This is a genomic window from Thermocatellispora tengchongensis, from assembly GCF_014202315.1.
Lineage (GTDB): Bacteria > Actinomycetota > Actinomycetes > Streptosporangiales > Streptosporangiaceae > Thermocatellispora > Thermocatellispora tengchongensis.
Genome location: NZ_JACHGN010000004.1, coordinates 446,206 through 472,347 on the forward strand (window position 1 = coordinate 446,206; position 26,142 = coordinate 472,347).

Genomic DNA, 26,142 nt, shown 5'->3' on the forward strand with positions numbered 1-26,142 from the left:
CTCCCCCGCGAGTCCCATGTCGCGGCCAAGCGGCCCGGGTCGCCCCGGCGAAGTCGCAGGCAGCGCGCCTGTCAGGAGGGAGACCACGCCCGCGGCCGGCCACCGGGGCGTCCCGCAGATCGAACTGCCGGGACAGGCCGCCGGCACGTACCTGTGGGGGGAGGAGTGACCTGCTCAGGACCAGGGGGACAGGAAGCCCAGGCCGATGCTGCGCAGCAGGTCGTCCACCAGCCCGGTGATCAGATCGACCGCGCCCATCGACACCTGGTCGGTGCGGCGCTGGAACTCCAGGGTGATCCGGTCGATCACGTCGGATGGTTTGTCCCACGGAGCGAAGGATGCGGCCTCCATGCTCAGCACGCCCGCCACCACGAACAGGGCCAGCGTGCCCAGGATGATCGCCATGACCATGCCCGCGCCGGGGCTGCGCACCACGGCGGTGAGCGTGCGGGCCACCGCCTTGCGCGGTTTGCCCGCGCCGGGCAGCACGAACAGGCCCGCGGTGAACGCGCCCGCGGCGTACGCGGCGGCGGTGTCGGTGTCGAGCCCGCCGCCGTAGGCCAGCACCCCCCACACGCACATGCCGAACATCACCGAAAGCGGCACGTGGACCAGAGTGCCCAGCGTGGCCCGGATCAGCGCCCACGGCGTGCCGAGCACCGCGATGACCGGGTCGGCGCCGCTGCTGCCGCGCACCCGGCGCCGCTCGGCGATGTCGCCGAACAGGTTCTCGCCCACGCGCAGGCACAGCACGAGCACGATCGCGAACGCGCTGACCAGCACCGGGTACATGCACGCCGCACCGGTGATCACCACCAGCAGGGTGGCGGCCAGGATCGGGTGGCCGACGCGGTAGGGAGTGCGCTCGCGCGGGGGCTCGGGCGCCGGCGGCCGGGCCTGCGGCTGTTGCGGGTAGGGCCGCCCGGGGGCGGTCGGCGGCGGCGGGTACGGCTGCGGCGGCGCGGTGGGCGGCGGCGGGTAGCCGGCCACCCGCTGGTCGGGGTAGGGCGCCCCGTACGGCGAGTAGGGCGGGGGCGGTGCCGGAGGCGGCGCGACCGGCGGCGCGACGCTCGCCTGCCGGGGCGGGGGCGGCGCGGGGTCGGGCTTGCGCCGCTTGGGCGGCGGGGCGTATTCGACCGGCGGCAGCAGGTCGGCGAAGTCGTCGGGGGACAGCACCCGGGTGCCGTTGCGCGGCGGGGGCGGCGGCTCGTCGGGCTGGAGCACCTGGGTGCCGCCGTGGGGCGGCGGGGTGCGCTTGGTCGGCGCCTCGCCGAGCGTCGGGCTCTCGTTGAACGCCGTCACGGTCGGGTCGAGCGCGCGGGCCATGCGGTACAGCTCGGACGCCGAGGGCCGGGCCGCGGCGTCCACCTGCAGCGCGGCGCGCAGCCAGGCGCGCAGCCACACCGGGGCCAGGTCGATCTGCGCCCGGCCCTCCATGATGTTGAAGCAGACCGCCTCGAACGAGCCGGTGCCGAACGGCGGCTTGCCGGTGGCGCCGAAGAACACCGTGGAGGCCAGGGCGTGCACGTCGGCGGCCTGGGTGATCTCGGCGTCCCTGATGATCTCGGGCGCGAGGTAGCCGGGCGTGCCGACGAACATGCCGGTCTGGGTGAGCCTGGTCGCGTTGACCAGGTGGGCGATGCCGAAGTCGATGACCAGCGGCTCGCCGCCGACCAGGATCACGTTGGACGGCTTGAAGTCGCGGTGGATCACGTCGGCCTGGTGGATCGCGACCAGCGCCGCGCACATGCCGCGGATCAGCCGCAGCAGGGCGGGCGTGTCCAGCGGCCCGTCGGTCAGGACGGTCTCCTCCAGGGTGCGCCCCGGCGCGAACCTGGTCACGACGTACGGCTGCGGCCCGCCGAGCTGGGCGTCCACCACCTCGGCGACGTGCGGGCTGCGCACCCGGCGCATGGTCTCGACCTCGCGGGTGAGCCGGTCGCGCGCCTTGAGATCGGCGGCGACGTGAGGGTGGAGCACCTTGACGGCGACCTCGCCGCCCTCTTCGTCCACCCCCAAATGCACGACGCCCATACCGCCTTCGCCGATCTTGCGGATCAGCCGGTATGGGCCCAGCCTCTCAGGCGCCTGAGTCTCCCCCGTTGTCATGGCCTCACTCCATCCGGCGGCGCCCCCCGTGTCATCGCGCCGCCTTGCGGTGAAGGACGGTCAGTTGATCCGTGATCGGCGAGACGTCGATCGGCGACCACACCACGGAGCCGCCGCCGACACCGCGCGTGCCGATCACGAACAGACCCGCCACCGCGGCGAGGACGGCCAGCACGCCGGCCAGGCCCATCGCCGCGTTGCGGGACGGCAGAAGGGAGGCGAGGGTGCGGCGCATCTGCCGGCTCGGCCCCTCGACTCCGGGCCCCGCGCAGATGGTCCACAGCGCGACCGCCATGCCCCAGCTCAGCGCGGTGCCCGCCTCCATCCCCTGCACCAGCACGGTGAGCAGCAGGGTCACCGGCAGGCCCAGGATCAGCGCGTACGGCACCAGCGCGATCGTGATGCCGATCGACTTGGCCAGCGCCACCGGCTGCCCGAGCACCCGGACCACGTCGAGCGCCGCCGCGCCCGCGGCGCGCTGCCCGGCGAGCTGCGGCTGGGCGATGTCGGCCGCGCGCAGCAGCACCGCGACCGGGATCGCCACCGCGGCGACGAGCACCGGCGCGAGCACCGCGGCCGCGGTCATGATGACCAGCAGCAGGATCGCCGCGACGGCGTAGGCCTTGGAGCGCTGCAGCGGCTGGCCGGGACGCTGGCCCGGGTGCAGCGCGGGCGGCTGCTGCGGCCCGGGCGGCGCCTGGGTGCCGGCGGCCAGGCCGCCGTGGGCGTGCGCGGCGGGCTGATCCGGGGCATGGGGCGCGTAGCCGGCGTAGGGCTCGGCGGGACGACCGCCGGGCGGGGCCTGCGGCGGATAGGGCGGCGGGTAGCCGCCGCCCTGCTGGGGCCAGCCCGGCGCCTGCCGGCCGGGCGGCTGGGCGCCCTGCTGCGGGCGCGCGGGCGGCGCCTGGTTCGCGGCGTGCCCGTACGCGGGCGTGGCCTGGCCGGCCGCGCCCTGCCCGTAGGGCGGCGCGGCCTGGCCCCCGTGCGGGTACGACGAGGTGCCGGGGTAGCCCTGCTGCCCCGGCTGGCCGTAGTTGCGGATGTACTCGGGCAGGTCGTTGGGCCGCACCCGCTGGGTCGGCACGTCGCCCTCGGGCCGCACGGGGGCCGGGGCGGCGGCCGGATCGGCCTGGGTCGGCACGTCCCATGATTGCGAGGGCGCGGAGGGCGCGGAGTGGGAGGGCGCGGCGGACTGGGCGGGCAGGGCCTGGGACGGCGCGGCGGAGGCGTCGGCCTGGGTCGGGACGTCCCAGCTCTGCGCCTGGCCGTCGCCGGACGCGGGCAGGTCCCACGGGCGCGACGGCACCGCGGCGGCCCCCGGGCCCTGCCAGGGCTGCGCGCCCTGGCCGTCGCCGGGCAGGCTGCCGGGAAGGCCCGGCGGGAAGCCGCCCGAGACCGGCAGCTCGCCGGCCGTGCGGGCCTGGCGCAGCTCCTCGGGGGTCACCCTGCGGGTGGGCCACGGGTCGCCCTCGTCGGGCGCGGCGGGCGGGGCGAGCGGGGTGGCCTGCTGCCCGGTCGCGGGCACGGGCGTGACCGGCGTGACCGGCTGCTGGCCGAGCAGCGAGACGTACGCCTGGTCGGAGCCGGAATCGGGGCCGCTGGGGCCGCCGGGGCGCGGGCCGGTGCCCAGGGCGGGGCCGGTGGAGGTGCCGCGGCCGAGCACCTGGGCACGCTGCGGCCCCACGGGCGGGGTGGGGATGTCGGCGTCGGCCCGGCTCGCGGCGCCGATCTCGGGCACCGTGGTGATCTCGTCGGGCGGGCGGCGCTCGGGCTTGGGCAGCAGCGCGCTCACCCGCTCGGCCAGCTCGGCGGCGGTGGGCCGCTTGGCCGGGTCGCGCTGGAGCGCGGCGCGCAGCAGCGGCTGGAGCGGGGGCGGCGCGGCCTCGATGTTGGCCTTGCCCGCGGTGATGTTGTAGAAGATCATCTCCAGCGTGCCCTTGCCGAAGGGCGGCTGGCCGGTGCAGGCGAACAGCAGCGTGCCCGCCCAGGCGTGCACATCGACCTCGGGGCCCGCGACCTGGCCCTCGATGATCTCGGGCGCGAGGTATCCGGGCGTGCCGATGAACATGCCGGTCTGCGTGAGCCGGGTCGCGTCTACCGCCTGGGCGATGCCGAAGTCGATGAGCACGGGCTCGCCGTTCATGATCAGGACGTTGCCCGGCTTGAGGTCGCGGTGGATCACGCCGACGGAGTGGACCGCGGCCAGGGCCGAGGCCACCCCCTTGGCCACCCGCAGCAGGGCCGGCAGGTCGAGCGGGCCGTCCTGCTTGACCAGGTCGTCGAGGGGCTGACCCTGGACGTAACGGGTGACGATGTACGGACGGTGCCCGGTGACGTCGGCGTCGAGGACCTCGGCGATGTTCTCGCTGCGCACCCGGCGCATGGTCTCGACCTCGCGGGCCAGCCGCCGCCGCGCGACGTCGTCGCCGGTGACCTCGGCGCGCAGCACTTTGACGGCCACCTGGCGACCCTGAGGATCGACCGCGAGGTGGACGACACCCATGCCGCCTTCACCGAGCCGCCGCAGCAGCCGGTAGGGTCCCAGTCGGTCGTCATTCATGGCATGAAGCACCATACCGGCTCAAACACCGCCCCTGAGATGAACCGCGAGGCCACATTCCCGCTCGTACAACGTTCCCGCAGGCTCATTCGGTTTCCCAAACAAGGGTCACAAACAGGCTTCGAAACGGCGTCAGTTGGCCAGACGGAGCACCTCCGCGGTTTTGAGCGCGGCCAGGGCCGCACCGGGCAGGGCGAGCTTGGAGCGGCGCAGGCCGCTGCCGATCACGACCATGGGATGGGCCGCCACCGCCTCGTCCACGAGCACCGGCCAGTCGTCGGGCAGGCCGAGCGGGGTGATCCCGCCGTACTCCATCGCGGTCAGCCGCACCGCCTCGGCCTGCGGCGCGAAGGACACCTTGCGCGCGTCGAGGTGCTTGCGCACCACGCCGTTGACGTCGGCCCGCGTGGTGGCCAGCACCATGCACGCCGCGTAGCGCACCTCGCCGCCGCGCTTGCCCGCGACGATGACGCAGTTGGCCGACTCGTCCATGCCCACCGAGTAGCGCTCGCAGAACGCCGCCGTGTCGGCGAGCTCCGGATCGATCTCGGCGACCTGGAGCGCCGACCCCTCGGCCTCGCCCAGCGCGCGCACGTACGCCGCCACCGGCTCGGCCAGCAGGTCGAGCCGGGCGGGCGCCGGCGCCCAGTCGAGAGTGCCAAGTGCCATGCGATCAGCCTTTCCCGTTTCCCCCACGTCCCGGGTCTCCCAGAAACCCTACGCCAGCCCACCCGCCCGCGAGCGCCGCGGAGCGGATTCGTTCCCGTGGAACGCGGTCAGGTGGTTTCGGTCAGGGCGCGTTTGTGCAGGTCGGTGACCACGCGCCGGGCCGATTCCATGGCGCCGGCCTGCCAGGCGATCAGGTGGGTGAGCCAGTCTCCGGCGAAGTAGACCCGGCCCGCCGGGCGCTGCAGCAGCTCGAACGCGCCGGTGAAGGACGGCCAGCGCACCCAGCCGCCCTCGATGTGCGGCTGGCGCTCCCAGGCGACCGACACCGACGACAGCACCCCCGTGCGGTACTTCTCGCCGTGGATCTTCTTGCCCTGGGTGAGCGCGCGGCGCAGGCGGTCGCGGTGGGTCATCGCCCCGTACGCCGCCGCGTGCTCCTCGGTGTTGTAGTAGCCGACGACCAGGCCGCGCGTGCCGTGGTAGCCGTAGGACGGGTACCAGATGTGGGTGATGTCGAGGTCGGTCTCGGTGATGCCGCCGTAGATCCGGTCCTCCAGCTCCCACCAGCGCCGGCCGTACTCCAGGCCGATCTTGCCGGTCGCGACCGGGCGGGGCGTGGCGAGCGCGGCGCGCACGTCGGCGGGGAGGCTGCCGGGGATCTTGGCCAGCAGGTGCGGCGGCAGCGCGGCGATGCAGTAGGCGGCGCGCACGACCTCCGCGCCGCCGGGACCGCGGACCTCGACCTCGACGCCGTCGGCCAGGCTGGTGATCTTGGTGACCCGGGTGCCGAGGCGCAGCCGGTCATCGCCCACCGCGTCGGCCAGCGCGCGCACGATGGCGTCCATGCCGCCGACCGGCTGGAACATCGGCATGGCCTGCTCGAAGCCGAAGTCCACGGTGACCGCGCGGCCGACCCCGCTGGACAGCACCTGGGCCAGCGGGCCGGGGCCGGGGAGCGGGGTGCCCTCGCCGACCGCCGGATAGACCTGGAAGCCGCGCCGCTGCGAGCCCTCGTAGGTGTTGCGCGGGCCGATGTCGCCGAAGCGGCGCAGGAATTCGAGCAGGCGCTCTTTGTCGTCGGGCGTGAGCCGCCGGTCGAGCGCGCCGGCGTCGGTGGCTTTAGCCAATAATTCGGCGATATATCCGTATAAGTCGGCACGGGCGGTGCGGGCCCGCACCGGCGCCGCCATGCCCTGGTTGTAGATGTACGCCGAGGCGTTGTTGTTGACGAACGTCTCGATCGGCACGCCCAGCTCGCGGCAGTAGTCCAGGGCGACCATCCACTGCGCGATCCGCCCGGGACCCGCGTTGAAGTACACGCCCTCGCCGAACTCCGCCGTCTGCGTCGCGCCGTTCAGCTCGGACACCGTGTCGCCGCCGCGCACGGTCAGGCTGCGCCCGCCCACCCGGTCGCGCGCCTCGATCACCGTGCAGTGGTAACCGGCCTTGCCCAACTCGTAGGCGCAGGTCAGCCCGGCGACCCCGGCGCCCAGCACCACCACCTTCGCCGCCGAGGCGCCGCGCAGCCGGAAGTCGGACGCCTGCGGCGGCGCGAACTCCGCCCGCTGCTCGCCCGGCGCCAGGCCGAGCGCGCCCATCGCGGCGTACATCGCACCCGCGCCCCCGGCCGCCCCCACGCCGACCAGCAGCGCCCGCCGGGTGATCCCCTTGTCCCGCATGCGTCAGCCGTACCGGCCGCTGCCGCAGGACACCTGACCGCCGAGCATGGCGAACAGCCCGAACAGCCCCATGATCTGCGCGAAGTCGTCGGTGGCGAACTCGACGTGCCGCGACCCCGCCAGGCGCACGCCCGGGATCAGCCCGCAGGCGGAGGCGATGGCGGTGGAGTTCCACTCCACGCCCAGCACGTACGGCGGCTCCACCCGGTACGGCGTGAACCCGGCGAGCCGCTCCAGCGCCCGCCGCGCCCCCGCCCGGATGCGCTCCTGGGCCACGCTCGGCGGCAGCAGCTCGGCGGAGAACTTGTCCACGCCCTTCTTGACCGCCACGGTCTCGACGTCGCCGAGCACCGCCCGCGCCTCCTCGCAGACCGCCTCGTCGCCGGTCACCAGCGCCACGGGCACGCCCAGGAACCCGGCGTACGCGGCCACGATCCGGGTCTCGCCGCAGACCTCGCCGTTGAGGTAGACGTTCTGGATCTCCTTGCCCATCCAGGTGTGGTTGAGCACGCCGTGCGGCACCCCGGCGCGGGCGTGGTAGCCGACGAACATCGCCGCGCGGTGACCGGCGTCGAGGCCCTGGCCCATCCGCATCGGCTTGCCGGGGCCGCGCACCAGCGTGGCCCGCGGGTCGAGCAGGTCGATGCGCAGATTCTTGGTCGAGCCGTGGGCGTCGTTGACCAGCACCGCGCTCGCCCCCGCCTCGTACGCGCCCGCGATGGCGGCGTTGGCGTCGGCGGTCATCAGCTCGCAGCCGCGCTCGTACCCGCGCAGGCCCGCGTGCATCTCCTCCGGATCGGTGAGCCCGGTGACGCCCTCCATGTCCACCGACAGGTAGATCCTCACCGCGCGCCCCAGCTTTCCACGCGCCGCACCTCGTCCTCGCTCATCAGCCCGACCTCCTCGGCCATGAAGTCCTCGACCTGCTTGCGCCAGGGATCGGGTATCTCCTCAAGGGCGGGAGGGTAGCAGCGGTCGAGCCAGCTCGTGGACTCCACGGTGGCCCCCAGGTGGCGGGCCGCGGTGGCGAACGGGGTGCTCTCGATGCCGGGCACGCGGGCGCAGCCGTACTCGATCATCTCCTGCCCGCCGTACGGCGGCGGCTTCTGCCACTTCGCCGCGACCGGCCGGTCGGCGGTGATGGGGGTGTCGAGCGGGCGGCGCTCGATCGCCGCCCGGATCAGCTCCTTGTACAGGCACTTGCCGCAGGTGCCGCACGCGCCGCCGTCGTCGCCGCGCAGGCACCAGCGCACCTGCTCGCGCAGCTCGGAGCCGAGCGCGATGCGCATCGTGGTGGCCTCGCTCACCCCACCCACCGGCAGCACCAGGCGCAGCCCGGCCGCGGCGAACAGGGTGCCCCACTTGCCGGTGGCCGACCACATCGGGTTGTCGGGGGTGTAGCGCAGCAGGTAGCGCCCGCCGCCCAGCCACCGTGAGCCCATCTCGTAGCCGAACGCGATCCCGCCCAGGTCCAGCTCGTCGGCCAGGAGCGCGGCCCCGGCGGCCACGGCGTGGTGCTCGGGATAGCCGGGACGCGGCTCGGCCAGGGTGAACTCCAGGTCGGAGCGGACCACGGCCAGCTCGCGCCCTGTGGCGACGGCCAGCCGGGCCAGCACGTCGGAGCGGTAGTGGGCCCACCGGTTCGGCACCCGCGGGTGCGAGACCCGCTGGAAGTGCACCAGCGGCGCGTCGCGCAGGATCGCCGCCACCGCCGCCGAGTCGGCCCCGCCGCTGTAGGACACGGCCAGCCTGCTCCCGTCGCGCGGGGTGCCGCCGACGGGCCCGGCCTCGATCCCCCAGCCCAGCTCGATCGCCGCCGCCACGCCGGGCGAGACCGGCCGGTCGAAGGCGATCCGCCGCCTGGTGTAGGGGGCGACGACGGTCCACGCGGCCAGGGCCAGCAGGTCGGGGTGCACGTCGGCGAGCGGGCGCGGCAGCCGCACGGCGCAGGAGTTGGTGGCCAGCAGCACCCGCGCGCCGTCGGTGACCGTGCCGGTCAGCGAGTCCTCCGGATCGAGCCGGAAGTCGAGCCGCCACGACTCCCCGTCGGCCGTCCAGGCGACTCTCACGCCGCCTCCTTCGCCGGCCGCGCGAGAGAGAGGAACCCGCTCATGCCACGCCCTCCACGCGTTTGCCGAGCGTGGCGTCGATGCGGTCCACGGCCTGCCAGAGCAGGACCTCGTTCTGCAGCAGCCGGTCCATGGCGGTCGCGGTCTCGGTGGCGAGGCGGTGCGCCTCGTCCCACTTCGCCCGACGGGCGGAGTCGGGCGGCGCGGGCTGCTTCGGCTCGGCGGCCAGCGCGGTCACCTGCGTACGCAGCCGCTCGACCTCACGGCGCAGCGTCGCGAGCTCACGCCCGACCGCCTGGACCTCCCGAAGCGCGTCCTTGATGTCGTGGCGATGGTCCACGCGCGTGACGTACCTGGCGTCCAACCACGCACGAACGGCACGCCGGAGCCGCGCGGGCACCGGCGCCCTCTTCCACAACAGCACCATAATTCGTCACGATACTGGCAACCGATTGTTCACCTGGTCCAACCGCATCTATCGTTATGGCGATCAGCGGCCGGTGAACTCCGGCTTGGTCTTGTCGATGAACGCGCGCATGCCGATCCCGGCGTCCTCGGTGGCGAACATGCCGGAGAAGTGCAGCCGCTCGATCTCCAGCCCGGTCGCCAGGTCCACTTCCAGGCCGCGGTCCACGGCCTGCTTGGCGGCGCGCAGCGCGAGCGCGGGGCCCCCGGCATACGTGGCCGCCAGCGCGACCGCGGCGGCGTGCACCTCGGCGTCCGGCACGACCTTGTCCACCAGCCCGATCGCCAGCGCCTCGCCGGCATCGACGTGGCGTCCGGAGAAGATGAGGTCCTTGGCCCGCGCGGGCCCGATCAGCCGCGGCAGCCGCTGGGTGCCGCCGGCCCCGGGGATGATGCCGAGCTGGATCTCCGGCTGCCCGAGCTTGGCGCTCTCGCCCGCGACCCTGAAGTCGGCGCACAGGGCCAGCTCGCAGCCGCCGCCGAGGGCGTACCCGGTGATCGCGGCCACGACGGGCTTGCCGACGGCGGCCACGACGTCGAACGAGCCCTGGAGCGCCGCGCAGTACGCCGACATGTCGCCGTACGACATCCCGGCCATCTCCTTGATGTCCGCGCCCGCCGCGAACACCCGCTCCCCGCCGTACAGCACGACCGCGCCCACCTCCGGGTCGCGGTCCACCTCACGCGCGCACTCCGCCAGCTCGCGGTGCAGCGCCGAGCTGATGGCGTTCATCTTCGGCCGGTCCAGCCTGATCGTGGCGACCGCGCCGTCCTTCTCGATGCGCACGAACTCCCCCACGGCACCCCTCCTCGCTAGCCCGCGATCAACGGCCCCAACCTACGAGACCGGACGAGGGCACGGCCACGCGCCCCCGGCTACCGGCGCGACGGGGGGCGGGTCTCGGTGACGAAGGCGTCGATGGCCTTGCGGGTGGCCTGCAACGCCTGCTGGGAGCGGTCGAAGGTGCGCTGGGCCACGCCCACGAAGACGCAGTCGACCACCAGGAGCTGGCTGATCCGGCTGGCCAGGGCGCCGGGGCGGAAGGCGGTCTCGCGGCCCGCGGAGATGAGCAGGTGCTCGGCCAGGGCGGCCATGGAGCTGCGCGGGTTGTTGGTGATCGCCACCGTGGTGGCGCCGGCGTCGCGGGCGGTGCGCAGCGGCTCCAGGACGTCGGGGGTCTCGCCGCTGGTGCTGACGCCCACCGCGACGTCACCGGGGCGGAGCAGGACGGCGCTGGTCAGGGCCAGATGGGCATCGGTGAAGGCGTTGCCGGCCACGCCGATGCGCAGCAGCTTCTGGCTCATGTCGGCCGCGACCAGGCCCGAGGCGCCGACGCCGTAGACGTCCACGCGGCGGGCCGCGGCGATGGAGTCCACGACCGGGCCCAGGCGCTCGGCGGTGAGCTGGGCCACGGTGTCCTTGATCGCCTCGGACTCGGCCCGCGAGACCTTCAGGATCACGTCCGCGAGCGGATCGTCGGGGCCCACGTCGCCGGGCACCAGCCGGTCGGGGGTGCGGCCCGCGGAGGCGGCTGCCAGGGCCAGGCGGAGCTGCGGGTAGCCCGCGAAGCCGAGCGCGCGGGCGGTGCGCACGATGGTGGCCTCGCTGGTGCCCGAGGCGCTGCTCAGCTCGGTGATCGTGCTGCGGGCCACCATCGCGGGATCGTCCAGGATCAGCCGCGCGACCGTACGGGCGGCGGGGGTGAGCGACGGCAGCACGCCGCGCACCGTCGCCACCAGGGTCTCGGCCGGCCACTCGCCGCCGCCGAAGCCCGCGGGCGGGCGAGCCGGCTCGCTCCGGTGGTCCTCGGTCTCTGCCATGGCCGCCCGCCTGTCCGTGATCGGCTTCACCTCCGCGTCATCGGCACTTTACCCGCGATGAGCGCGGCGCGACGATCATCGCAGGGTGCCGTTGGTCATGCCGGCCGGCTCCTCGGGGACCGCGATCAGGCCCAGCTCGGCGGGCGAGGCCATGAGCGGGTGCGAGGGGACCACGCGCACGGTGTAGCCGAAGGAGCCGGTGCGGCTGAGCGGGACCGCGCCGGTGAAGTACGCGGTGCCGTCGTCGCACACGGTCTCGACGCTCAGGTCGGTGTACTCCGGCTGCTCCAGCTCGTCGTGCGCGCCCACCCGCCCGTACGCCGCCTGCACCCGCACGTCGGACGCCTCCAGCTCGCCGAGCGCGATCGTGGCGCGCAGGTCGAGGGTGGCGCCGAGCTGGGGGGTGTCGCCGACGCCGCCGGTCTCGACGTGCTCCACCCGCACACCCGGCCAGGCGCCGCTCACGCGCAGCTTCCAGGCCGCGAAGTGGCGGGCCGCGGCGTAGCCGTCGGCGGCGAGCGCGCCGGCGGACCTGGCGGCCGGGGCGTACAGCTCGGTGACGTAGTCGCGCAGCATGCGCCCGGCCAGGACCTTGGGCCCGAGCGAGGTCAGGGTGTGCTTGACCATCTCCATCCAGCGGCGCGGCGGGCCGTCGCCGGCGCGGTCGTAGAACCGGTCGGCGACCTCGTGCTCGATCAGGTCGTACAGGCCGGCGGCCTCCAGCTCGTCGCGGCGCTCGGGGTCGGCGACGCCGTCGGCGGTGGGGATGGCCCAGCCGTTGGTGCCGTCGTACCACTCGTCCCACCAGCCGTCGCGGATGGACAGGTTGAGCCCGCCGTTCAGCGCGGCCTTCATGCCGCTGGTGCCGCACGCCTCAAGAGGGCGCAGCGGGTTGTTCATCCACACGTCGCAGCCCTGCACGAGGAGCTGGCCCAGGGCCATGTCGTAGTCGGGCAGGAACACGATCCGGTGGCGGACGTCCTCGGCGTCGGCGAAGCCGACGATCTGCTGGATCAGCTTCTTGCCGCCCTCGTCGGCGGGGTGGGCCTTGCCCGCGATCACGATCTGCACCGGGCGCTCGGGGTGGAGCAGGATGCGGCGCAGCCGGTCGGGGTCGGACAGCATCAGGGTCAGCCGCTTGTACGACGGCACCCGGCGCGCGAACCCGATGGTGAGCACGTCGGGGTCGAGCACGTCGTCGATCCAGCCCAGCTCGGCCTGCGAGGCGCCCCGGTCGCGCCAGGACTTGCGCAGCCGTACGCGCGCCGCCTCCACCAGCCGCGCGCGCAGTTTGCGGCGGATCTCCCAGATGTCGGCGTCGGAGATCTTCTGCACGCCCTCCCAGCCCTGGGCGCGCTCGACCAGCGAGGGCAGCTCGCGCCCGGCCAGCTCCATGATCTCGCGGCCGACCCAGGTGGGCGCGTGCACGCCGTTGGTGATCGACCCGATCGGCACCTCGGCGACGTCGAAGCCGGGCCACAGGCCCTGGAACATCTCGCGGCTGACCTCGCCGTGCAGCTCGGAGACGCCGTTGACCCGCTGGGCCAGGCGCATGCCCATGACGGCCATGTTGAACACGGCCTTGTCGCCCTCGGCCGCGCCCGGCTCGGCGCCGAGCGCCAGGATGCGGTCCACCGGCACGGTGGGCCAGGCGTTGCCGCCGCCGAACTGGCGGGCGATCATGTCGGCCGGGAAGCGGTCGATGCCGGCCGGGACCGGGGTGTGCGTGGTGAACACGGTGCCGGCGCGCACGGCTTCGAGCGCCTCGTCGAAGGACAGCCGGGCCTCGGTCAGCTCGCGGATGCGCTCCAGGCCGAGGAAGCCGGCGTGGCCCTCGTTGGTGTGGAACACCTCGGGCTCCTCGTGCCCGGCGATGCGGCAGTAGGCCCGGATCGCGCGCACGCCGCCGACGCCGAGCAGCAGCTCCTGGAGCAGGCGGTGGTCGGTGCCGCCGCCGTACAGGCGGTCGGTGACGTCGCGGGCGGCGGTGTCGTTGTCGGCGACGTCGGAGTCGAGCAGCAGCAGCGGCACCCGGCCGACCCGGGCCACCCAGATCTGGGCGTGCATGACGCGCTGCTCGGGCAGCTCGATGCGGACCCGCGCGGGCGTGCCGTCGGCCTCCTTCAGCAGCGTGAGCGGCAGGCCGCCGGGGTCGAGGCTCGGGTAGTGCTCAAGCTGCCAGCCCTCGGGCGACAGCGACTGGGTGAAGTAGCCGTGCCGGTACAGCAGGCCGACCGCCAGGATCGGCACGCCGAGGTCGCTGGCGGCCTTCAGGTGGTCGCCGGCGAGGATGCCGAGGCCGCCGGAGTACTGCGGCAGCGCGGCGGCGATGCCGTACTCCGGAGAGAAGTACGCTATCGCCCGTGGGACGCCGGAGAGCGTCTGGTACCAGCGGGGGGCGGTCATGTATTCGTGCAGGTCGTCGGCGGCGTCGGCGAGCCTGCGCAGGAAGCGCCGGTCGCCGGCCAGCTCGCGGAGGCGATCGGCCTCGACGGCTCCGAGCAGGGCTACCGGGTCGTGGCCGACGCGCTCCCACACGACCGGATCCACCTCGGCGAAGAGGTCCATGGTCTCGGGGTGCCAGGACCAGCGGAGGTTCTGGACGAGCTCGCCCAGCGCGGCGAGCTCACCGGGGAGGACGGTGCGGACGGTGAACCTGCGGATTGCTCTCACGGTGCCAGACCCTAGTTACTCAGCGCCACGAGGCGCGACCGAAACACTGCTGCGGGCCGTACGTCTCTCATGCGTCTCCCCTTCACCAGCACTAAACCCCCTCAAACCAACGATCTACCGCCGATACGCGACCGTACGCCCCAGCAGTTCCCGATCATGTGCGGGCCCCACCCTGCGGACAACTCGCCCGAGAGGATGGGACACACGCTCTTTCTTCGGAGCGCATGAAGAGGGACTATTGGGGCACCTCCTTTGAAGTATCACCAGCACTGCCCGGACACCGCTACGAGAATCCGCGGCAGCGTTTGCCGCTGCCTGTCCTCACACAGACCATGCAGAGATCGTTTCTTGCCTCACAATTCCCGGCGGCACCGAGTGCGCCGTCGCTACCTTGAGACGCGATGATTGGACGAATCCCGATACTCGATATCCATCCCGTGGTGGAGTGCGGCGGGCGCCCCGCCAAGGCCGCGGCGGGCGAGACCTTCGACATCGCCGCGACCGTGTTCCGCGAGGGGCACGACGCGGTCGCCGCGGGAGTGGTGCTCACCGATCCCGCCGGCGTGCGCGGGCCGCTGCTGCCCATGCGCGAGATCGCGCCGGGCACCGACCGGTGGGCCACCACGGTCACCCTGGCGACCGAGGGTGTGTGGCACTTCCGGGTCGAGGCGTGGAGCGACCCGATCACGACCTGGCTGCACGACGCCGCGATCAAGATCCCGCGCGGCATGGACGTCGATCTGATGTGCGAGGAGGGCGCGCGGCTGTTCGACCGCGCGGCCAAGGCGGTGCGCCCGTCGGAGTGCCGGGCGAGCGGCGCCCAGGGCGGCCCCGGGGGCGGCACGGGGGGCGGCAAGGCCGCGGGCGGCGCCTGTGGGCACCGGGCCGCGTTGCAGGCGGTCGCCGCGCGGCTGCGCGATGAGGATCTGGACCCGCGGGCCAGGTTGTCGGTCGCGCAGTTGCCCGAGACCGCGGCGCTGCTGGCCGCCCACCCGCTGCGCGACCTGGTGACCAGGTCGGCCCGCTACCAGGTGGTCGTGCACCGGCGCCGGGCGCTGTTCGGGTCGTGGTACGAGTTCTTCCCGCGCTCCGAGGGCGCGGTGATCGAGGAGGGCGCGGCGCCCAAGTCGGGCACCTTCCGCACGGCCGCCAAGCGCCTGCCCGCCATCGCCGCGATGGGGTTCGACGTCGTCTACCTGCCGCCGATCCACCCGATCGGCACCGCGTTCCGCAAGGGCCGCAACAACACGCTGAACCCCGAGCCGTACGACCCCGGCTCGCCGTGGGCGATCGGGGCGGCCGAGGGCGGCCACGACGCGATCCATCCCGACCTGGGCACGTTCGAGGACTTCGACATGTTCGTCTCGCGGGCCCGCGAGCTGGGCATGGAGATCGCGCTGGACCTCGCGCTGCAGTGCTCCCCCGACCACCCGTGGGTCAAGGAGCACCCCGAGTGGTTCAACATCCGGGCCGACGGCTCGATCGCGTACGCCGAGAACCCGCCCAAGAAGTACCAGGACATCTACCCGCTGAACTTCGACAACGACCCCGAGGGGATCTACGCCGAGGTCAAGCGGGTCGTGAAGCTGTGGATGGACCACGGGGTGCGGATCTTCCGGGTGGACAACCCGCACACCAAACCGGTGAACTTCTGGGACCGCCTGCTGGCCGACATCAACTCCACCAACCCCGACGTGCTGTTCCTGGCCGAGGCGTTCACCCGCCCGGCGATGCTGCAGACGCTGGCCAGGATCGGCTTCCACCAGTCCTACACCTATTTCACCTGGCGCAATTCCCGCCAGGAGGTCGAGGAGTACCTGAGCGAGCTGGCGCACGAGACGTCCCATTTCCTGCGCCCCAACCTGTTCGTCAACACCCCGGATATTCTGCACGAGTACCTCCAGCACGGCGGAGTGCCCGCGTTCAAGATCCGGGCGGTGCTGGCGGCGCTGGGCGCGCCGACCTGGGGCGTGTACTCGGGTTATGAACTCGCGGAGAATGTCCCGGTACGCCCGGGTAGCGAAGAATACCTAGATAGTGAGAAATATCAGTATAAACCCCGCGATTGGGTGAAAGCGGAACGCGAGGGCCGCAGCCTCGCCCCCTTCATCACCCAACTGAATTTGTTCCGAAGAGCCCATCCGGCCCTGCAGGAACTGCGTAATCTACGGTTCCACAACGTCGATCAGCCGGACCTGATCTGCTTGTCCAAGCGGCTCGCTCCGGAACGGCCGAACGGCGCCCATGACACGGCCACGTGGCGGCACGGCCTGGGCGACGTGGTCCTGGCTGTCGTCAACCTGGATCCGCACAACACCCGCGAGGCGACCGTCCACCTGGACATGCCCGCCCTCGGTCTCGACTGGCATGCCGAGTTCGTCGTGGACGACGAGCTGTCCGGCGAGTCCTACCGCTGGCGGCAGTCCAACTACGTGCGTCTCGACCCCCACATCCAACCAGCCCACATTTTCACGGTGCGAGCGGCGGCGGCCAGCCCGAGGTAGCCGGTGCCGCGAGCGTAGGACCAGCGAGCGTCCACGGGGCCCCGGGCCGGGGCCCCGTGGAGTGGCGAGCTATCGAAACAGCGGGGAGTCCGAAAGGTGAGCTCGACACCTCAACCAGTCCCGAACACGTTCACGCGTGAGAAGCCCAACGACCCGTACTGGTACAAGCGGGCGGTCTTCTACGAGGTGCTGATCAGGGGCTTCGCCGATTCCAACGGAGACGGCACCGGAGACATCCGCGGGCTGATCGGCAAGTTGGATTACCTCCAATGGCTCGGCGTCGACTGCCTCTGGCTGCTTCCGCTGTACGAATCGCCGCTTCGTGACGGCGGTTACGACATCTCGGACTATATGAAGATCCTCCCGGAGTTCGGTGATCTGGGGGACTTCGTAAAGCTGGTGGACGAGGCGCACAAACGCGGCATGCGGGTCATCGCCGACCTCGTCATGAACCACACCAGCGACCAGCACCCATGGTTCCAGGCGTCCCGGCACGACCCCGAGGGCCCGTTCGGCGACTTCTACGTCTGGTCCGACAACGACGAGAAGTACCGCGACGCGCGGATCATCTTCGTCGACACCGAGACCTCCAACTGGACCTACGACCCGGTGCGCGGCCAGTACTACTGGCACCGCTTCTTCTCCCACCAGCCCGACCTGAACTTCGAGAACCCCGACGTGCAGGACGCGATGCTGGAGGTGCTGCGGTTCTGGCTGGACCTCGGCATCGACGGCTTCCGGCTGGACGCGGTGCCCTACCTGTTCGAGGTGGACGGCACCAACTGCGAGAACCTGCCGGCCACGCACGCCTACCTCAAGCGCATCCGGGCCGAGGTTGACCGGCTCTACCCCGACCGGGTGCTGCTCGCCGAGGCCAACCAGTGGCCCAGCGACGTGGTGGAGTACTTCGGCGACCCGGTCTCGGGCGGCGACGAGTGCCACATGGCCTTCCACTTCCCGCTGATGCCGCGCATCTTCATGGCCGTGCGCCGCGAGTCGCGCTACCCGATCTCGGAGATCCTGGCCCAGACCCCCAAGATCCCCGAGCACTGTCAGTGGGGCATCTTCCTGCGCAACCACGACGAGCTGACCCTGGAGATGGTCACCGACGAGGAGCGCGACTACATGTACTCCGAGTACGCCAAGGACCCGCGGATGCGCGCCAACGTCGGCATCCGGCGGCGCCTGGCCCCGCTGCTGGAGAACGACCGCAACCAGATCGAGCTGTTCACCGCGCTGCTGCTGTCGCTGCCGGGCTCGCCGGTGCTCTACTACGGCGACGAGATCGGCATGGGCGACAACATCTGGCTGGGCGACCGCGACGGCGTCCGCACACCGATGCAGTGGACCCCCGACCGCAACGCGGGCTTCTCCGACTGCGACCCGGGCCGGCTGTACCTCCCGGTGATCATGGACCCGATCTACGGCTACCAGGCGATCAACGTCGAGGCGCAGCAGAAGAACGCGGGCTCGCTGCTGCACTGGACCAAGCGCATGATCGAGATCCGCAAGCGGCACCCGGTGTTCGGGCTCGGCGCCTTCACCGAGCTGAACAGCTCCAACCCCAGCGTCCTGGCGTTCGTGCGCGAGCTGGGCGACGACAGGGTGCTGTGCGTGAACAACCTCTCGCGCTTCCCGCAGCCGGTGGAGCTCGACCTGCGCCGGTTCGAGCAGGTCACGCCGGTGGAGTGCATGGGCGGCGTGCCTTTTCCCCCAATTGGCGAACTTCCGTATCTTTTGACGCTTCCTGGGCATGGGTTCTACTGGTTCACCCTGCCGCCGGCCGCCCCCCGGGCCGGTACGACCCTCAAGGAGGCATGACGACTTCTCTCACGGGCCCGCTTACCGGATGGATCGCCGAGCAGCGGTGGTTCGCCGGTAAGGGGCGTGCGATCGAAGAAGTCACGATCGACAGCGACGTCGAACTCTCCCCCGGGCTTCGCCACCTGATCGTCGCGGTCGCCCAGGACGGCGACCGCGACCGGTACCAGATCCTGCTCGGCGAGCGCGAACCGCTGCCGCCGCGCCTCGCGCACGTGCGGGTCACCCCCACCGTGTACGACGCGGCGCACGACGCCGAGCTGACCGGCGCCCTGCTGGAGGCGATGGCGGCCAACGCCGACATCGGCCCGCTGCGGTTCCGGCGCATGGACGGCGCGGTCATCGACACCGGGCAACGGAGCCTGGTGATCGGGGCCGAGCAGTCCAACACCTCGCTGGTGTTCGGCGACGCGTACATCATGAAACTGTTCCGGCGGCTCACGCCCGGGGTGAATCCCGAGCTGGAGATCGTCACGGCGCTGGCCAGGCGCGGCTCGCCGCACGTGGCGCAGCCGTACGGCTGGATCGAGGCCGATCTCGACGGCGAGAACACCACGCTGGCGATCATGCAGCAGTTCCTGTCGGCCGCCAGCGACGGGTGGGCGCTGGCCCTGACCAGCGTCCGCGACCTGTACGCCTCGATGCCCGGGCTCCCCGCGTCCGACGCGGGCGGCGACTTCGCCGCCGAGTCGCACCGGCTCGGCGCGGCCACCGCCCGCGTCCACGCCGAGCTGGCCGCGGCCTTCCCGACCGGGGTCGTGGAGCCGCCCGAGGTCAAACGGCTGGCCGAGTCGTTCCGGCACCGCCTCGACCGCGCCATCGCCGAGGTGCCCGCGCTGGGCGAGCGCGCGGACGCCGCGCACGAGGCGTACAACCGGCTGGCCGACATCACCGGGCCGGTGCCGGTGCAGCGCGTGCACGGCGACTACCACCTCGGCCAGGTCATGCGCACGCCCACCGACTGGATCATCCTGGACTTCGAGGGCGAGCCGGGGCAGCCGCTGGCCGAGCGGCGCGCGCTGTCCTCGCCGCTGCGCGACGTGGCCGGCATGCTGCGCTCGTTCGACTACGCGGCCCGGCACATGCTCGCCGACCACCCCGACGCCGCGTCGCTGGAGGGGCGGGCCCGCGAGTGGGCCGACCGCAACCGGTCGGCGTTCCTGACCGGCTACTGCGAGGGCGGCGGCCGGCTGCACGAGGAGGACGCGGCGCTGCTGCACGCGCTGGAGCTGAGCAAGGCGGTCTACGAGGTCGTCTACGAGGCCAGGAACCGGCCGTCGTGGATCACGATCCCGCTGGCCGCATTCCTGTGACGGGCGCATGGTGAATACGGACATGGGAATGAGCCGGACATCCCCATAGGGCAATCTCGGCCATGGACGCGATCAGCGGCCATGGAGATGGACGACGACTAGGAGTGGCGGGCGATCCGATGACTAGCAACGCCGACCTCGACCGGCTGGCCGGCGGGGCGCACCACGATCCCCATTCGATCCTCGGCGCCCACCCGGGCAGCGGCGGGGTGACCTTCCGCGCGCTGAGGCCGCTGGCGAGGCGGGTCGAGGTGGTCACGGACGAGGGCGTGCACGAGCTGCGGCACGTCGCCCACGGGGTGTTCGAGACCACGGTGCCCGGCCTGGACAAGGTGCCCGACTACCGGCTGCGGGTGACGTACGAGGGGGCCGAGCCGTACGAGACGGCCGACCCGTACCGGCACTGGCCCACGCTGGGCGAGGTGGACCTGCACCTGATCAGCGAGGGCCGGCACGAACGGCTGTGGGAGGCCCTTGGCGCCCGGGTGATACGGCACGAGGACGTCGATGGCGTCGCGTTCGCGGTGTGGGCGCCCAACGCGCGCGGCGTCCGGGTCGTGGGCGACTTCAACCACTGGGACGGCACCGGCCACCCGATGCGCTCGCTGGGCCGCTCGGGGGTGTGGGAGCTGTTCGTGCCCGGCCTGACCGAGGGGCAGCGGTACAAGTTCGCCGTGCTCGGCGTGGACGGGGTGTGGCGCGACAAGGCCGACCCGATGGCCCGGCGCACCGAGGCGCCGCCGGCCACCGCGTCGGTGATCGAGCGGTCGGCGTACGAGTGGCGCGACGAGGAGTGGATGCGGGCCCGGCCGCACAAGCGCCCGCTGACCGAGCCGATGAGCGTGTACGAGGTGCACCTCGGCTCCTGGCGCCCCGGCCTGTCCTACCGCGACCTGGCCCGCGAGCTGGTGGCGTACGTCACCGACATGGGCTTCACCCACGTGGAGTTCATGCCGGTCGCCGAGCACCCGTTCGGCGGCTCGTGGGGCTACCAGGTGACCTCCTACTACGCGCCGACCGCCCGCTTCGGCACGCCCGACGACTTCCGCCACCTGGTGGACGAGCTGCACCGCGCCGGGATCGGCGTGTTCCTGGACTGGGTGCCGGCCCACTTCCCGATGGACGACTGGGCGCTGGCCCGCTTCGACGGCACCCCGCTGTACGAGCACGGCGACCCCTCGCGCGGCATGCACCCCGACTGGGGCACCTACGTCTTCGACTTCGGCCGCCGCGAGGTGCGCAACTTCCTGGTCGCCAACGCGCTGTACTGGCTGAAGGAGTTCCACATCGACGGCCTGCGCGTGGACGCGGTGGCCTCGATGCTGTACCTGGACTACTCGCGGCGCGAGGGCGAGTGGACCCCCAACGTGTACGGCGGCCGGGAGAACCTCGACGCGGTGGAGTTCCTCAAGGAGATGAACACCGTGTGCTACCGCGAGGCCCCCGGCATCGTCACCGTCGCCGAGGAGTCCACCGCCTGGCCCGGCGTCTCGCGCCCGGTCTACCTGGGCGGGCTGGGGTTCGGGTTCAAGTGGAACATGGGCTGGATGCACGACACCCTGGCCTACCTGCGGCACGAGCCGATCTTCCGGCAGTACCACCACCACCAGATGACGTTCTCGCTGATGTACGCCTACTCCGAGAACTTCGTGCTGCCGCTCAGCCACGACGAGGTCGTGCACGGCAAAGGGTCGCTGCTGGGCAAGATGCCCGGCGACGAGTGGCAGCGCTTCGCCAACCTGCGCGCGCTGTACGCGTTCATGTGGGCGCACCCGGGCAAGCAGTTGCTGTTCATGGGCAGCGAGTTCGGCCAGGGCTCGGAGTGGTCGGAGGAGCGCGGCCTGGACTGGTGGGTGCTCGACTTCGACGTGCACAAGGGCGCGCAGCGGCTGGTGCGCGACCTGAACCGGATCTACCGCGAGACCCCCGCGCTGTGGCAGCGCGACACGACCTACGAGGGCTTCCGGTGGATCGACGCCGACGACGCCTCCGGGAACGTGTTCTCCTTCCTGCGGTACGGCGCCGACGGCTCGCCGCTGGCGTGCGTGGTCAACTTCTCCGGTGGCCCCCACGAGGACTACCGGCTCGGCCTGCCCGAGGGCGGGCGCTGGGAGGAGCTGCTCAACACCGACGCGTACGAGTACGCCGGCAGCGGCGTGGGCAACCTGGGCGGCGTCGAGGCGGTGCCCGAGCCGTACCACGGCCTGCCGTACTCCACCCGGCTGCGCGTGCCCCCGCTGGGCGCCCTGTGGCTGCGCCGCGTGACGGAGGACACCAAGGAGGACACCGGGGAGAGAGCCGGGGAGGACGCCGTGGAGGAGTCGTCCGGAGGCGGCGGGGCCGCTGTGGCGGAGTAGACCGCCTGCACTACGATTGCGATCGCTCGGCCTTCCGTGCGCGAACACGCCGCGGGGGGTCGAGCCATTTACGCCCGGGTTTTCCTGAGCCTTACCTGGGAGTTTCCCCTACCTTCCTGCACCTTTCTCCGTACATGCCGGGTAACGCCTTCACTGGGATACAAGATCCGATCTAGACTCGCTTCCGGCATAAGGTCACCTCCCCTGCCCCCCGGAGGACGTGTGCGACTGCGACGGCTCGCCACCAGAACGGTCCTGCTCGGTTGCGTGGCGCTGCTGGCGCTCGGTCCCGCCGTCCCCGCGGCGGCCGAGGAGCCGGCCCCGGCCGCCTCGCCCACAGGATCGCCGACGGTGTCGCCCGTGGAGTCGCCCGCGCCGTTACCCAGCGAGACGCCGGCCCCCGCCGAGAGCGAGCCGCCCAGGACCCCGGAGCAGAAGATCGAGGTCGGCCTCGCCGGCGAGAAGACGCCGAGCCGGGTCATCGTCGAACTGCGCGACGAGGCCGAGACCGCCCCGGTCGCCGAGCAGGCCGAGGGGCTGGCGGGCTCCGAGGTGGTGCTCAAGCCGGACAACGACTCCTTCATCGTGGTCGAGGGCACCGGGAACTCGCTCACCGAGCTGGCCGCCGACCCGCGCGTGGTCTCCATCCGGCGCGACCGGGCGTACCCGCCCTCGCTCGCCTCCTCGATCAAGGTCATCGGCGCGGACCAGGCGCACGCCGCCGGCACCACCGGCGCGGGCCAGACCATCGTGGTCATGGACACCGGCGTGGACCGCGACCACCCGTTCCTGGCGGGCCGGGTGGTGGACGAGGCGTGCTTCTCCGCGACCTCGGAGGAAGGGCTGCCGCTGGAGTCGCTGTGCCCCAACGGGCAGGCGAGCCAGACCGGGCCCGGCTCGGCCGACGCGGAGACCGCCAAGTGCCTGGACGGCACGGTGAACCTGTGCGACCACGGCACCCACGTGGCCGGCATCGCCGCCGGGGCCGGGGTGGCCGGCGCGCCGGGCCCCGGGGTCGCGCCGGGCGCGAACATCATCGCCATCCAGATCTTCAGCCGGGTCAACGACCCCGAGACCTGCGGCGGCACGGCGTCCTGCCTGCTCGCCTTCGACTCCACGCTCCGGCTCGGCCTGGACCACGTCGCCACGCTGACCGGCAGGCACAAGATCGCCGCGGTCAACCTCAGCCTCGGCGGCGGCCTGAGCGACGTCGCCTGTGACACCGCCGAGGAGGCGGCCGACCTCAAGCCGAAGATCGACGCGCTGCTCGCCCAGGGCGTCGCCACCGTGGTCGCGGCCGGGAACGAGGCGTTCGACGGCTCGGCGTTCCCCGGCTGCATCTCCTCGGCGGTGACCGTGGGCGCGACCGACGACGGCGACGCCATCGCGCCGTTCTCCAACCGGGGGCCGCTGCTGGACTTCTTCGCGCCGGGCGTCGAGATCGACTCCTCGGTGCCCGACGACGCGTACACCGGCTACAGCGGCACCTCCATGGCCGCCCCGCACGTCGCGGGCGCGCTGGCGCTGCTGAAGGAGAAGTTCCCCGACGCGCCGGTCACCGAGCTGATCGACAAGCTCCGGGCCTCCGGCCGCGGCATCGTGTACGGCAACGTGACCACGCCCCGCATCGACGTCAACGCCGCGCTCACCGGGGCCTCCCCCTCGCCGCCGGTGACCCAGGCCCCCGACCCGGGCGAGTCGAACCAGCCCGCGCCCGACGACCCGGGCACCGGCGACGACCCGGGCGACGACATCGAGGAGAGCCCGACGCCCGACCCGACCTCGGCCCCCGCGCCCGAGCCGGAGGAGACGCCGGCCCCCGACCCGACGCCGGTACCGCTGCCGACCGTCACCGTCACCGTCACGATCACGGTGACCCCGTCGCCGCCCTCGACCGGCGCCCCCCAGGTGTGCACCCGCGGCACCTCCCGCACGCCGCTCACCGCGGCCAAGTGGGCCAAGGAGATGGCCGCCGGCAAGGCCGCCTACGACGACGCCACGCTGACCTGCTACCTGAGCCTGGTGGCCAAGGCGAGCACGGTCTTCCCCGAGGTCAAGAAGGCGGCCACCCCGGCCGCCGCGGCCAAGATCCTCAAGTCGAAGGCGTCGGCCAAGAAGAAGGCCGGCCTGGACCGGGAGCTGCTGGCCGCCTGGCTCAACTGGGCCAGCGGGGCCCGCAACATCACCGCCAAGGTGACCGGCTCGGCCACGCTGAAGTCGGCGCTGACGGTGGCCGAGCACCACCGGCGCGAGGCGCGTACGACGCCGGCGCAGATATCCCGGAGCACCACCACCCTCAGGAAACACGTCAACAAGTAGCCGAAGACCGCGACCGCCGCCGACCTCCCGCGTACCTCCAGCAGGTCGCTTAGGGTGGGGCACATGGACGCGACCAAGGCGATCATCCACTCCGTTGACCGGTTCCGCCAGCGGCGCACCGCGCCGCTGGTCCTTGAGCTCGACCTCACCGAAGGGCTCACCGAAGGGCCGCCGAGCGACCCGCTGAGCGCGGTGCTGTCCATGCGCAAGACGCGCCTGGGCGACGTGCTGTCGGGGCTGAAGCGGGCGCGGCAGGATTCGCGGGTCAAGGCGCTGATCGTCAAGATCGGCGGGCAGCCGCTCGGCTTCGGCATGGTGCAGGAGCTGCGCGGGGCGGTCGCCAGGTTCCGGGCGGCGGGCAAGCCGGCGTACGCGTTCGCCGAGACGTTCGGCGAGTTCGGCGCGGGCACGGTGCCGTACTACCTGGCCAGCGTCTTCGACCGCATCTACCTCCAGCCGAGCGGCGACGTCGGCCTGACCGGCATCTCCCTGGAGCAGCGCTTCTTCGGCGACGCGCTCGGCAAGCTGAACGTCGAGTACCAGGTCGGGCAGCGGCACGAGTACAAGACCGCGGCCAACACCTTCACCCAGAACCACATGACCGAGCCGCACAAGGAGTCCGTCACCCGCATCGCCGAGTCGGTCACCGAGCAGATCGTGGCCGGCATCGCCGAGGGGCGCCGGCTCGAACCGGGCAAGGTGCGCAAGCTGGTGGACCAGGGCCCGTTCATCGGCCCCGAGGCCGTCGAGGCGGGCCTGGTCGACAAGCTCGCCTACCGCGACGAGGTCTACGACGAGGTGCGCGCCGAGGCGGGCCCCGAGGCCCACCTGCAGTTCGTCTCCCGCTACACCAAGAGCGCCCTGGCCCGCAAGCTCCCCCACCCGGGCGAGCAGACCGTGGCCCTGGTCCACGGCATCGGCATGATCCGCCTCGGCCGCAGCGGCCGCAGCCCCATGGGCGGCGGCGGGGCCATGGGCTCCGACACGATCTGCGCCGCCCTGCGCGCCGCCCGCCGCGACGACCACGTCAAGGCGGTCGTCTTCCGGGTCGACAGCCCCGGCGGCTCCTACGTCGCCTCCGACGCCATCTGGCGCGAGGTCGTGCTGATGCGCAAGGCCGGCAAGCCGATCATCATCTCCATGGGCGACCTCGCGGCCTCGGGCGGCTACTTCGTCTCCGTGGCCGCCGACCTGATCGTGGCCCAGCCGGGCACCCTCACCGGCTCCATCGGCGTCCTGGGCGGCAAGCCCGTGCTCAACGGCCTGCTCGAACGCCTCGGCATCACCACCGAGGCCGTCAACCAGGGCGCCAACGCCGGCATGTTCTCCACCTCCCGCCCCTTCACCGAGACCCAGTGGTCCCGCATCAACGCCTGGCTCGACCGCGTCTACGACGACTTCGTCGGCAAGGTCGCCGAAGGCCGCCGCCTCGACCGCGACCGCGCCCACGACCTCGCCCGCGGCCGCGTCTGGACCGGCGCCGACGCCCACGCCTCCGGCCTGGTCGACGAACTCGGCGGCCTGGAGGACGCCCTCGCCCTGGCCCGCAAGAAGGCCGGCCTCCCCGCCGACGCCCCCGTACGCACCTATCCCCGCATGAACCCCCTCGAACGCCTCCTCCCCCCGGAGTCCAGCGAGGACAAGGCCGCCGCCCTGGCCAGAATCCGCCTGGAAGCCTGGGGCCCCCTGACCCGCCTCGCCACCGACCTCGGCCTCCCCGCCCACGGCCCCCTCCTCCTCCCCGGCACCTGGCACATCCGCTGACGCCGGGGCCCGGAGCATG

The 26,142-nt window shown here is 72.5% G+C and carries 16 protein-coding genes; 6 read left to right on the forward strand and 10 right to left on the reverse strand.

All coding sequences use genetic code 11. From position 1 onward, the window contains the following. Positions 1 to 174 precede the first annotated feature (174 nt). The 10 genes from HNP84_RS11405 to glgP form a co-directional block, all read right to left on the reverse strand. Positions 175 to 2,109, reverse strand: a complete 1,935-nt coding sequence (locus tag HNP84_RS11405; protein ID WP_185049584.1) for a serine/threonine-protein kinase — start codon at positions 2,107 to 2,109, stop codon at positions 175 to 177. 31 nt (positions 2,110 to 2,140) lie between these two features. Continuing rightward, a complete protein-coding gene (locus tag HNP84_RS11410; RefSeq protein WP_246518024.1) occupies positions 2,141 to 4,669 on the reverse strand; it encodes a serine/threonine-protein kinase in 2,529 nt (842 codons plus the stop codon). A 132-nt stretch (positions 4,670 to 4,801) separates the two neighbouring features. Beyond that, positions 4,802 to 5,338 (reverse strand): YbaK/EbsC family protein, encoded by a 537-nt coding sequence (locus HNP84_RS11415; RefSeq protein ID WP_185049586.1) that lies wholly within the window; start codon positions 5,336 to 5,338, stop codon positions 4,802 to 4,804. Between the two features lie 107 nt (positions 5,339 to 5,445). Next, a complete protein-coding gene (locus HNP84_RS11420) occupies positions 5,446 to 7,017 on the reverse strand; it encodes a flavin monoamine oxidase family protein (protein ID WP_185049587.1) in 1,572 nt (523 codons plus the stop codon). A 3-nt stretch (positions 7,018 to 7,020) separates the two neighbouring features. Then, on the reverse strand, positions 7,021 to 7,863 hold the full coding sequence (locus HNP84_RS11425) for a M55 family metallopeptidase (protein WP_185049588.1): 843 nt from the start codon (positions 7,861 to 7,863) through the stop codon (positions 7,021 to 7,023). Further along, positions 7,860 to 9,086, reverse strand: a complete 1,227-nt coding sequence (locus HNP84_RS55960; protein WP_185049589.1) for a DUF6395 domain-containing protein — start codon at positions 9,084 to 9,086, stop codon at positions 7,860 to 7,862. Before HNP84_RS55960 ends, HNP84_RS11425 begins: the two co-directional genes overlap by 4 nt. Positions 9,087 to 9,126: 40 nt before the next feature. Next, positions 9,127 to 9,426 (reverse strand): hypothetical protein, encoded by a 300-nt coding sequence (locus HNP84_RS11435; RefSeq protein ID WP_246518025.1) that lies wholly within the window; start codon positions 9,424 to 9,426, stop codon positions 9,127 to 9,129. A gap of 150 nt (positions 9,427 to 9,576) precedes the next feature. After that, positions 9,577 to 10,350 carry an enoyl-CoA hydratase/isomerase family protein gene (locus HNP84_RS11440; protein WP_185049591.1) on the reverse strand — a complete coding sequence of 258 codons (774 nt, stop codon included), beginning with the start codon at positions 10,348 to 10,350 and terminating at the stop codon, positions 9,577 to 9,579. Positions 10,351 to 10,427: 77 nt separating this feature from the next. Further along, complete coding sequence (locus HNP84_RS11445; protein WP_185049592.1) at positions 10,428 to 11,372, reverse strand: MurR/RpiR family transcriptional regulator; 945 nt, start codon at positions 11,370 to 11,372, stop codon at positions 10,428 to 10,430. A 75-nt stretch (positions 11,373 to 11,447) separates the two neighbouring features. After that, complete coding sequence (gene glgP, locus HNP84_RS11450) at positions 11,448 to 14,045, reverse strand: alpha-glucan family phosphorylase (RefSeq protein ID WP_185049593.1); 2,598 nt, start codon at positions 14,043 to 14,045, stop codon at positions 11,448 to 11,450. Positions 14,046 to 14,446: 401 nt separating this feature from the next. On the opposite strand from glgP, the gene HNP84_RS11455 reads away from it, so the two are divergent. The 6 genes from HNP84_RS11455 to sppA all read left to right on the forward strand — a co-directional run bounded on the left by HNP84_RS11455 (position 14,447) and on the right by sppA (position 26,123). Beyond that, on the forward strand, positions 14,447 to 16,549 hold the full coding sequence (locus HNP84_RS11455; protein ID WP_185049594.1) for an alpha-1,4-glucan--maltose-1-phosphate maltosyltransferase: 2,103 nt from the start codon (positions 14,447 to 14,449) through the stop codon (positions 16,547 to 16,549). Between the two features lie 96 nt (positions 16,550 to 16,645). After that, positions 16,646 to 18,370 (forward strand): maltose alpha-D-glucosyltransferase, encoded by a 1,725-nt coding sequence (treS, locus tag HNP84_RS11460; RefSeq protein WP_185049595.1) that lies wholly within the window; start codon positions 16,646 to 16,648, stop codon positions 18,368 to 18,370. Continuing rightward, the gene (locus HNP84_RS11465; protein ID WP_185049596.1) at positions 18,367 to 19,683 is read left to right on the forward strand and encodes a maltokinase N-terminal cap-like domain-containing protein; all 1,317 of its coding nucleotides are present in this window, start codon (positions 18,367 to 18,369) and stop codon (positions 19,681 to 19,683) included. The genes treS and HNP84_RS11465 overlap by 4 nt, the downstream gene beginning before the upstream one ends. Positions 19,684 to 19,802: 119 nt before the next feature. Further along, positions 19,803 to 22,040, forward strand: a complete 2,238-nt coding sequence (gene glgB / locus HNP84_RS11470) for a 1,4-alpha-glucan branching protein GlgB (RefSeq protein WP_185049597.1) — start codon at positions 19,803 to 19,805, stop codon at positions 22,038 to 22,040. A gap of 222 nt (positions 22,041 to 22,262) precedes the next feature. Further along, on the forward strand, positions 22,263 to 24,359 hold the full coding sequence (locus HNP84_RS11475) for a S8 family peptidase (protein WP_185049598.1): 2,097 nt from the start codon (positions 22,263 to 22,265) through the stop codon (positions 24,357 to 24,359). Between the two features lie 63 nt (positions 24,360 to 24,422). After that, the gene (sppA, locus tag HNP84_RS11480; RefSeq protein ID WP_185049599.1) at positions 24,423 to 26,123 is read left to right on the forward strand and encodes a signal peptide peptidase SppA; all 1,701 of its coding nucleotides are present in this window, start codon (positions 24,423 to 24,425) and stop codon (positions 26,121 to 26,123) included. Positions 26,124 to 26,142 lie beyond the last annotated feature (19 nt).

What these genes read in the sequence shown, in the direction of transcription:
- HNP84_RS11405 (WP_185049584.1), bottom strand. Translation starts at nt 2,109, where the DNA reads ATGACAACGGGGGAGACTCAGGCGCCTGAGAGGCTGGGCCCATACCGG.
- HNP84_RS11410 (WP_246518024.1), bottom strand. Translation starts at nt 4,669, where the DNA reads ATGAATGACGACCGACTGGGACCCTACCGGCTGCTGCGGCGGCTCGGT.
- HNP84_RS11415 (WP_185049586.1), bottom strand. Translation starts at nt 5,338, where the DNA reads ATGGCACTTGGCACTCTCGACTGGGCGCCGGCGCCCGCCCGGCTCGAC.
- HNP84_RS11420 (WP_185049587.1), bottom strand. Translation starts at nt 7,017, where the DNA reads ATGCGGGACAAGGGGATCACCCGGCGGGCGCTGCTGGTCGGCGTGGGG.
- HNP84_RS11445 (WP_185049592.1), bottom strand. Translation starts at nt 11,372, where the DNA reads ATGGCAGAGACCGAGGACCACCGGAGCGAGCCGGCTCGCCCGCCCGCG.
- HNP84_RS11455 (WP_185049594.1), top strand. Translation starts at nt 14,447, where the DNA reads ATGATTGGACGAATCCCGATACTCGATATCCATCCCGTGGTGGAGTGC.
- HNP84_RS11465 (WP_185049596.1), top strand. Translation starts at nt 18,367, where the DNA reads ATGACGACTTCTCTCACGGGCCCGCTTACCGGATGGATCGCCGAGCAG.
- glgB (WP_185049597.1), top strand. Translation starts at nt 19,803, where the DNA reads ATGACTAGCAACGCCGACCTCGACCGGCTGGCCGGCGGGGCGCACCAC.
- sppA (WP_185049599.1), top strand. Translation starts at nt 24,423, where the DNA reads ATGGACGCGACCAAGGCGATCATCCACTCCGTTGACCGGTTCCGCCAG.